We start from the raw sequence: 9,107 nt of genomic DNA, 5'->3' as shown, positions 1-9,107 counted from the left end.
CATCGCATCGGCGACTTTGACGAAGCCGGCGATGTTCGCGCCCTTGACGTAATTGACCTGACCGTTGTCTTCGCCGTAATGCACGCAGGCGTGGTGGATCGACTGCATGATCGCGTGCAGCTTGCTGTCGACCTCGCCCGCCGTCCACAGCAGGCGCATGGCGTTCTGCGACATCTCCAGACCACTCACGGCCACACCGCCGGCATTCGACGCTTTGCCCGGAGCGAAGAGAATGCCGGCCTCGATAAAGATATCCACAGCCGCCAGCGTGGTCGGCATGTTCGCGCCTTCAGCCACACAGACGCAGCCATTGCGCAGTAGAGTGCGCGCGGCTTCGGCGTCGAGTTCGTTTTGCGTCGCGCAGGGCAGCGCGATATCGCACGGCAGCGACCACGGATGTTGGCCGGCGCGGAATTCCAGACCATGGGCGCTTGCCAGTTCGCTGATGCGCCCGCGCTTGATGTTTTTCAGCTCCAGCAGCGCCAGCCACTGTGCTTCGCTCAATCCTGCTTCGCAGTACAGCGTGCCTTCGGAATCGGACAGGGAAATCACCTTGCCGCCCAGATCCATGACCTTGCGCGCCGCGTACTGCGCGACGTTGCCGGAACCGGAAATCGCCACGCGCTTGCCTTCCACGCTCTGCCCGCGGCGCTTGAGCATTTCTTCGGCGAAGTACACGCAGCCGAAACCGGTGGCTTCCGGGCGAATCAGGCTGCCGCCGTAAGTCATGCCCTTGCCGGTGAGGACGCTGGTGAACTGGTTGCTCAGGCGCTTGTACTGGCCAAAGAGGAAACCGATCTCCCGCGCACCGACACCGATATCACCGGCCGGCACGTCAACGTCGGCGCCGATGTGGCGATACAGCTCGCTCATGAACGCCTGGCAGAAACGCATGACTTCAGCATCGCTCTTGCCCTTCGGATCGAAGTCCGAACCGCCCTTGCCACCGCCCATGGGCAGGGAGGTCAGCGAGTTCTTGAAGGTCTGCTCGAAGGCGAGAAATTTCAGCACGCCGAGGTTCACCGACGGATGAAAACGCAAGCCGCCCTTGTACGGGCCGATGGCGCTGTTCATCTGGATACGGAAGCCGCGATTGACCTGGACCTTGCCCTGATCGTCGACCCACGATACGCGAAACACCAGCGCACGCTCCGGCTCGCAGATGCGCTCCAGAATGCCCGAAGTCAGGTAATGCGGATTGGCTTCAAGAAACGGCCACAGACTGCGCAGGACTTCTTCGACAGCCTGGTGGAATTCGGGTTGGTCCGGGTCGCGTTTTTTCAGGCGCGCAAGGAAGGATTCGACGGATTCGATCATGGGCAAAGTCTCGGCAAATTTATTGTCGTTGGAGGAGATTGGGCCGGACTGTAACAAACGAATTGCGCACAGGAACAGAGCAAGATGTCGCAGTTATGAAATTAAATGGTGCACAGGATATAAATCCAAGGGGTTTTTATCCGTTTTTGCACCTGAGTGGGGAGCACAGATTCAAGACTTGCACCAACAGCTACACCATCTTCGCGAGCAGGCTCGCTCCCACATTTGGAATGCGTTACCCCTGTGGGAGCGAGCCTGCTCGCGAAAGCCGCAACTCGGTTTATCAGGAAAAAACCAGGGCAAAAAAAACGGAGCCCGAAGGCTCCGCTCTTTCTGCAACCAACCCGATATCAGGCCAGTTTCTTGTGACGTACCCGGTGTGGCTGGGCCGCTGCTTCGCCGAGGCGTTTTTTGCGGTCGGCTTCGTACTCGGTGTAGTTGCCTTCGAAGAACACCGCTTGCGAGTCGTCTTCGTACGCCAGGATGTGTGTGGCGACACGGTCAAGGAACCACCGATCGTGAGAGATCACAATGGCGGCGCCCGGGAAGTCCAGCAGGGCTTCTTCCAGCGAACGCAGGGTTTCCACGTCGAGGTCGTTGGACGGTTCGTCGAGCAGCAGGACGTTGCCGCCCTCCTTCAGGGTCAGCGCCAGGTGCAGACGACCGCGCTCACCGCCGGACAGATCCTTGACGAACTTCTGCTGGTCGCCACCCTTGAAGTTGAAGCGGCCGACGTAAGTGCGCGACGGGATTTCGTAGTTGCCGATGCGGATCTGGTCGGAACCGTCGGAAATCTGCTGGAACACGGTCTTGCTGCCGTCGAGGTCTTCGCGGCTCTGGTCGACGCAGGCCAGCTGCACGGTTTCACCGATTTCGATGCTGCCCGAATCCGGGGTTTCCTTGCCCATCAGCATGCGGAACAGCGTCGACTTACCGGCACCGTTACCGCCGATCACGCCGACGATGGCGCCCTTCGGCATGGAGAACGACAGGTTGTCGATCAGCACGCGATCGCCGTAGCCTTTGGTGACGTTCTTGAATTCGATTACCTTGTCGCCCAGGCGCGGACCGGCCGGGATGTAGATCTCGTTGGTTTCGCTGCGCTTCTGGAATTCCTGCGATTGCATTTCTTCGAAGCGTTGCAGACGTGCCTTGGATTTCGACTGGCGGGCCTTGGCGCCTTTGCGCACCCACTCCAGTTCTTCTTTCATGGCTTTTTCGTGAGCCGACTGCTGCTTGGATTCCTGGGCCAGGCGATCGGACTTGGCTTCGAGCCAGCCCGAATAGTTGCCCTCGTAAGGAATGCCCGCGCCGCGGTCGAGTTCCAGAATCCAGCCGGCGACGTTGTCGAGGAAGTAGCGGTCGTGCGTGATCGCGACCACGGTGCCCGGGAAGTCGTGGAGGAAATGCTCCAGCCACGCCACCGAATCGGCATCCAGGTGGTTGGTCGGTTCGTCGAGCAGCAGCATGTCTGGCGCGGACAGCAGCAGACGGCACAGGGCGACGCGACGTTTTTCACCACCGGACAGGTGTTCGACTTTCGCGTCCCAGGCCGGCAGACGCAGTGCATCGGCGGCGACTTCCAGTTGGCGCTCGAGGTTGTGGCCGTCGCTGGCCTGCAGGATCGCTTCGAGCTTGGCCTGTTCAGCAGCAAGCTTGTCGAAGTCGGCATCCGGGTCGGCGTAGGCCGCGTAGACCTCGTCCAGACGCGCTTGCGCATCCTTGATCACGCTGACCGCTTCCTCGACCACTTCACGCACGGTCTTGGCAGGGTCGAGCTGCGGCTCTTGCGGCAGGTAACCGATGTTCAGGTCCGGCATCGGACGGGCTTCGCCTTCGAACTCGGTGTCGACGCCGGCCATGATTTTCAGCAGCGTGGATTTACCCGAACCGTTGAGGCCGAGCACGCCGATCTTGGCGCCGGGGAAGAAGGACAGCGAAATGTTCTTGAGGATTTCCCGCTTCGGCGGAACAACTTTGCCCAGCCGATGCATGGTGAAGACGTATTGAGCCATGGAGAACCTTGGGTCAGTGACAGATGAATGATTGGAGCGCAGGCGATGCCTGGCCAGACTGTGCGCGTCGTTCACTTGATCGCGATCAATGCGTGCGCGCTGGAAAAAGTCTGATTGTAGGGGCTGGAACGCCCCCGGTCTAACCGGCAAAGCTACCTTAATGCTGGAAGGCAGTCCAGCCGAGAGGGGCTGGCACTTCGCCACGAGTCAAGGCATGCTAGCCGCCCTTCGGGCGTCCGGCTTATAGTGCACGTCGCGCCAGTCCAGCCAAATCGCAGGATCACAGCTTGACCAATGTCACTCCGCCAGCCTCTGTGAGCAGCACCCCACCGGCGCCCGGCTCGCCCCTGCGCGGGACATTGAAGGGTGCGCTGGCCACTCTCGTGCTGTTATTGCTCGCGTTGCTGTTCTGGCAACTGCTCGATCAATTGCGCGAAACTCAGAAAAATCAGCGCCAATACACCATCGACTACACCGCCGACCTCGCCGCCCAGGTCAGCCTGAACATGGCGCTGAATGCGCAAATCGCCCTCAATCTGCTACCGATCGTCGAACAACCGCAAACCGCCGACGAACAGCAGATGCTCCTGCGCAAACTGCAACGCTCGCTGCCAGATCTGCGCAGCATGGCCCTGCTCTCGCCCTCCGGCCGGATCATCAGCGACAGCGCCACCGACAGTTCCGACGCCGATTACCTGACCGAACTGGTGCGCCGCAGCCGTGTCCAGGCGCATTACTTCAGCAATGCCGATGACGGCTCGGTGGTGCATCTGCTACTGCATCAGGCCAGCGGCAGCAGTCGCGGTTACTGGGCCTTGCGCCTGACGCCAACCTTCTTCGACTCGCTGACCAAACAGGACGCCACCGCCCTGCGCCCGTTATGGCTGGTGGAAAACCGCCTCAATCACCAGATCATCAGCCGCGACGCCGGGCTGCCCTCGGTCAAGGCTGGCGGGCTGACGCCCGACGATGTCGCCAACACCGTGCTGACCGTGCCGCTGAGCAGCAGCGACTGGCAATTGCGCGGGCTGTTCGACCGCCAGCGCGTACTGGAAGAGTTGCTGCCGGCGTTCATCGGCAAATGCCTGCTCGGCCTGGCGTTCTCGATGTTGCCGGTGATCGCGCTGCTGAACATGCGTCGGCGTCAGCGCCAGGTGCATGAAGGCCGGCGGCGTTATCAGGATATTTTCGAAGGCACCGGCGTGGCCTTGTGCGTGCTTGACCTGTCCGGCCTCAAGCAGATGTTCGACAAGGCGCAGATCCAGACCAGTGACCAGCTCAAGGCCTGGCTCGACCAACCGCAGCAGCGCCAGCAGTTGCTCGCGGAAATGCGCGTCACCGAAGTCAATCAGGTCGCCCTGCAACTGCTCGATGTGCACTCCTGCGACGATGCCTGGCAACTGCTGATCGATGGCCAGCGCCATCCGCAGTGCGCGATCGGTCAGCAGATCCTCGACGCCGTCCTGCAGCAGCAGAAACAGCTGGAACTGGAAATCAAACTGCCCAACAGCAACGGTCGCGACCAGCATCTGTGGATGGTTTTGCGCCTGCCGAGGGAGCAGCACGACTATAAAGCGGTGATCCTCAGCATCAACGACATCACCAGCCGCAAGCTGATCGAACTGTCGCTGCTGGAGCGTGAAGGTTTCTGGTCGGATGTGGTGCGCACCGTACCCGATCATCTGTATGTGCAGGACGTGATCAGCCAGCGGATGATTTTCAGCAACCACCACCTCGGCCAGACCCTGGGCTACAACCGCACTGAACTGCATCAGATGGGCGAATACTTCTGGGAAATCCTCCTGCACCCGGAAGACGCCGACTATTACCATCGTTCGCGGCAGTTGCAGCGTCACGCCGGTTACAGCCAGTTGTTGCAATGCCAATTGCGCTTCCGCCATCGCGACGGCAAGTGGCGGCGCTTCGACATCCGTGAACAGGCGCTGGCGCGGGACAAGCACGACCAGGTCACGCGGATCATCGGCGTGGCCAAGGACATCACTGAACAGATCGAGGCCAGCGAATCGCTGCGTGACAGCGAGCAGCGTTACCGCATGCTCGCCGAAAGCATCAGCGACGTGATTTTCTCCACCGACAGCAAGCTCTCGCTGAACTACGTCAGCCCGTCGGTGCAGGCGGTGCTCGGTTACAACGCCGAATGGATTTTCCAGAACGGCTGGCAATCGATCATCGCCAATCCCGGGCAACTGAACGGCATTCATGTGCTGATGGACCGCGTCAGCAAGGCGCTGGACAAGCCCGAGCAACTGGCATTGCTGCGCAGTCAGGTGCAAACGCAGCTGTTCCTCTTCGATTGCCTGCGTGCCGATGGCCGCAAGATTCCGATCGAACTGCGTCTGGTGCTGGTGTGGGACGAACACGGCGCGTTCGAAGGCGTGCTCGGCGTCGGCCGCGATATCAGCCAGCAGCGCCGTGCCGAAAAAGATCTGCGCATGGCCGCCACGGTATTCGAGCACTCGACTTCGGCGATCCTGATCACCGACCCCGCTGGGTACATCGTCCAGGCCAACGAAGCGTTCAGTCGGGTCAGCGGCTACAGCGTTGGCGAAGTGCTCGACCAATTGCCGAACATGCTCACCGTCGACGAGCAACAGGACGCGCACTTGCGCTACGTGCTCAAGCAGTTGCACGAGCACAGCACCTGGGAAGGCGAAGTATGGATGAAGCGCCGTAACGGCGAGCACTACCCGGCGTGGGTCGGCATTACGGCCGTGCTCGACGACGAGGGCGATCTGGCCAGTTACGTGTGTTTCTTCAGCGACATCAGCGAGCGCAAGGCCAGCGAGCAGCGCATCCACCGCCTCGCCTATTACGACGCCCTCACCCACCTGCCGAACCGCACGCTGTTCCAGGATCGTCTGCACACCGCGCTGCAAGCGGCCGAACGGCAGAAGTCGTGGGTGGTGCTGATGTTCCTCGACCTCGACCGTTTCAAACCGATCAACGACTCTTTGGGCCACGCCGCCGGCGACCGCATGCTCAAGGACATGGCCACGCGCCTGCTGGCCTGCGTCGATGACGATGACACCGTGGCGCGCATGGGCGGCGACGAATTCACCCTGCTGCTGCAGCATCGCTCCAACCGCGAACTGGCGCTGAACCGGGCGATTCACGTGGCCGAGCAGATTCTCGCCAGCCTGGTGCGGCCGTTCGTGCTCGAGGGCCGCGAGTTCTTCGTCACCGCCAGTATCGGCATCGCCCTGAGTCCGCAGGACGGCAATGAACTCAGCCAGTTGATGAAAAACGCCGACACGGCGATGTACCACGCCAAGGAACGCGGCAAGAACAACTTCCAGTTCTATCAGGCCGACATGAACGCCAGTGCGCTGGAGCGTCTGGAACTGGAAAGCGATCTGCGCCATGCGCTGGAGCAGAACGAATTCGTCCTGTATTACCAGCCGCAGTTCAGTGGCGACGGCAAGCGCCTGACCGGCGCCGAAGCGCTGCTGCGCTGGCGCCATCCGCGTCGCGGGCTGGTGCCGCCGGGGGATTTCATTCCGGTGCTGGAAGAGCTTGGTCTGGTGGTGGACGTTGGCGACTGGGTCATCAGCGAGGCCTGTCGACAGCTGAAAACCTGGCACCAGCAACGGGTGCGGGTGCCGAAGGTGTCGGTGAACATTTCCGCACGGCAGTTCTCCGACGGCCAGTTGGGTACGCGAATCGCGACGATCCTGCGCGAAACCGGCCTGCCGCCGGCGTGTCTGGAGCTGGAACTGACCGAAAGCATCCTGATGCGCGAAGTCAGCGAGGCGATGCAGATTCTTGCCGGGCTGAAGAACCTCGGCCTGAGCATCGCGGTCGATGACTTCGGCACCGGTTATTCATCGCTGAACTACCTCAAGCAATTCCCGATCGACGTGCTGAAGATCGACCGTACTTTCGTCGACGGCCTGCCGTCCGGGGAACAGGACGCGCAGATCGCCCGGGCGATCATCGCCATGGCCCACAGCCTGAACCTGGCGGTAATCGCCGAGGGTGTGGAAACCCATGAGCAACTGGACTTCCTGCGCGAGCATGGCTGCGATGAGGTGCAAGGATATCTGTTCGGCCGGCCGATGCCGGCGGGACGGTTTGAAGCGCAGTTCTGTAACGACGCGCTGTTCATGTTCGACTGACGATCTGCGGCGCGCCCGAAAAGATCGCAGCCTTCGATCGTTCCCACGCTCCGCGTGGGAATGCCTCACTGGACGCTCTGCGTCCGCTTCGGCAGTTGACGCGGAGCGTCACGGGCTGCATTCCCACGCAGAGCGTGGGAACGATCAATGCCCCTCTGCTCGCGAAGGGGCCGGCAAAAGCACCGCACATCTGTCATGAACGCCACTTGTCTGCGACATGACGTCGTTTCATATGTCATCCAAAAGCGGTTGGGTTAGAATGCCCCCCTTTTCTGCCCCCGATCCTTGAGGACCGCCATGTTCAGCCGTGATTTGACTATTGCCAAGTACGACGCCGACCTTTTTGCCGCCATGGAGCAAGAAGCTCAGCGTCAGGAAGAACACATTGAGCTGATCGCTTCGGAAAACTACACCAGCCCAGCGGTGATGGAAGCTCAAGGCTCGGTCCTGACCAACAAGTACGCCGAAGGCTATCCGGGCAAGCGTTACTACGGTGGTTGCGAATACGTGGACGTGGTTGAACAACTGGCCATCGACCGCGCCAAGGAACTGTTCGGCGCCGATTACGCCAACGTTCAGCCGCACGCCGGTTCCCAGGCCAACGCCGCTGTTTACCTGGCTCTGCTGCAAGGTGGCGACACCATTCTGGGCATGAGCCTGGCCCATGGTGGTCACCTGACCCACGGCGCCAGCGTTTCCTCCTCGGGCAAGCTGTACAACGCCGTTCAATACGGTATCGATGCCAACGGCCTGATCGACTACGACGAAGTCGAGCGCCTGGCGGTCGAGCACAAGCCGAAAATGATCGTTGCCGGTTTCTCGGCCTACTCGCAGATCCTCGACTTCCCGCGCTTCCGCGAAATCGCTGACAAGGTCGGCGCTTACCTGTTCGTCGACATGGCTCACGTCGCCGGTCTGGTTGCCGCGGGTGTGTACCCGAACCCGGTGCCGTTCGCCGACGTCGTGACCACCACCACCCACAAGACCCTGCGCGGTCCACGTGGCGGTCTGATCCTGGCCCGTGCCAACGCCGAGATCGAGAAGAAGCTCAACTCCGCAGTATTCCCGGGCGCCCAGGGTGGCCCGCTGGAGCACGTGATCGCGGCCAAGGCGATCTGCTTCAAGGAAGCGCTGCAGCCTGAGTTCAAGGCTTACCAGCAACAAGTGGTGAAGAACGCCAAGGCCATGGCCGAAGTGTTCATCGCACGCGGTTTCGACGTGGTTTCGGGCGGTACTGAAAACCACCTGTTCCTGCTGTCGCTGATCAAGCAGGACATCTCCGGTAAAGATGCCGACGCCGCTCTGGGCAAAGCGTTCATCACCGTGAACAAGAACTCCGTGCCTAACGATCCACGCTCGCCGTTCGTCACCTCCGGCCTGCGCTTCGGTACTCCGGCTGTGACCACTCGCGGTTTCAAAGAGGCTGAGTGCAAAGAGCTGGCCGGCTGGATCTGCGACATCCTGGCTGATCTGAACAACGAAGCGGTGATCGACGCCGTTCGCGAGAAAGTCAAAGCCATCTGCAAGAAACTGCCGGTGTACGGCGCTTGATGCCTCGTTAATCCGCAATAAAAAACCGGTCACGATCAGACTGTGTGAAAACGCACTGATGGTGGTTCCAGCAAACGCCCCGACTTGT

4 protein-coding genes are annotated in these 9,107 nt (G+C 60.9%); 2 read left to right on the top strand and 2 right to left on the bottom strand.

The genetic code is table 11. The annotated features are described in order from the left end of the window. Together gdhA and ettA are read right to left on the bottom strand one after the other, a co-directional pair. Positions 1-1,317 (bottom strand): NADP-specific glutamate dehydrogenase (gene gdhA, locus D8U71_RS14775; protein WP_130888078.1); only part of this gene is annotated, 1,317 nt, incomplete at its 3' end. A 350-nt stretch (positions 1,318-1,667) separates the two neighbouring features. Beyond that, on the bottom strand, positions 1,668-3,332 hold the full coding sequence (ettA, locus tag D8U71_RS14770) for an energy-dependent translational throttle protein EttA (protein WP_016773108.1): 1,665 nt from the start codon (positions 3,330-3,332) through the stop codon (positions 1,668-1,670). A gap of 287 nt (positions 3,333-3,619) precedes the next feature. Here ettA and morA point away from each other — a divergent pair, with 287 nt between their 5' ends. Both morA and glyA read left to right on the top strand, forming a co-directional pair. After that, positions 3,620-7,468 carry a cyclic di-GMP receptor MorA gene (morA, locus tag D8U71_RS14765; protein ID WP_123443306.1) on the top strand — a complete coding sequence of 1,283 codons (3,849 nt, stop codon included), beginning with the start codon at positions 3,620-3,622 and terminating at the stop codon, positions 7,466-7,468. A gap of 297 nt (positions 7,469-7,765) precedes the next feature. Then, positions 7,766-9,019: a serine hydroxymethyltransferase gene (glyA, locus tag D8U71_RS14760; RefSeq protein ID WP_016773106.1), complete on the top strand. Its 1,254-nt coding sequence runs from the start codon at positions 7,766-7,768 to the stop codon at positions 9,017-9,019. Positions 9,020-9,107 lie beyond the last annotated feature (88 nt).

The organism is Pseudomonas sp. Sample_21 (assembly GCF_004307525.1).
In the GTDB taxonomy this organism is placed as follows: domain Bacteria; phylum Pseudomonadota; class Gammaproteobacteria; order Pseudomonadales; family Pseudomonadaceae; genus Aquipseudomonas; species Aquipseudomonas atacamensis.
Note: the sequence above shows the minus strand (reverse complement) of the source record. Positions and strands in the feature narration are given on the sequence as shown.

Excerpts from the sequence above, each read along its gene's own strand:
- glyA (WP_016773106.1), top strand. The coding sequence starts at position 7,766 with ATGTTCAGCCGTGATTTGACTATTGCCAAGTACGACGCCGACCTTTTT.
- ettA (WP_016773108.1), bottom strand. The coding sequence starts at position 3,332 with ATGGCTCAATACGTCTTCACCATGCATCGGCTGGGCAAAGTTGTTCCG.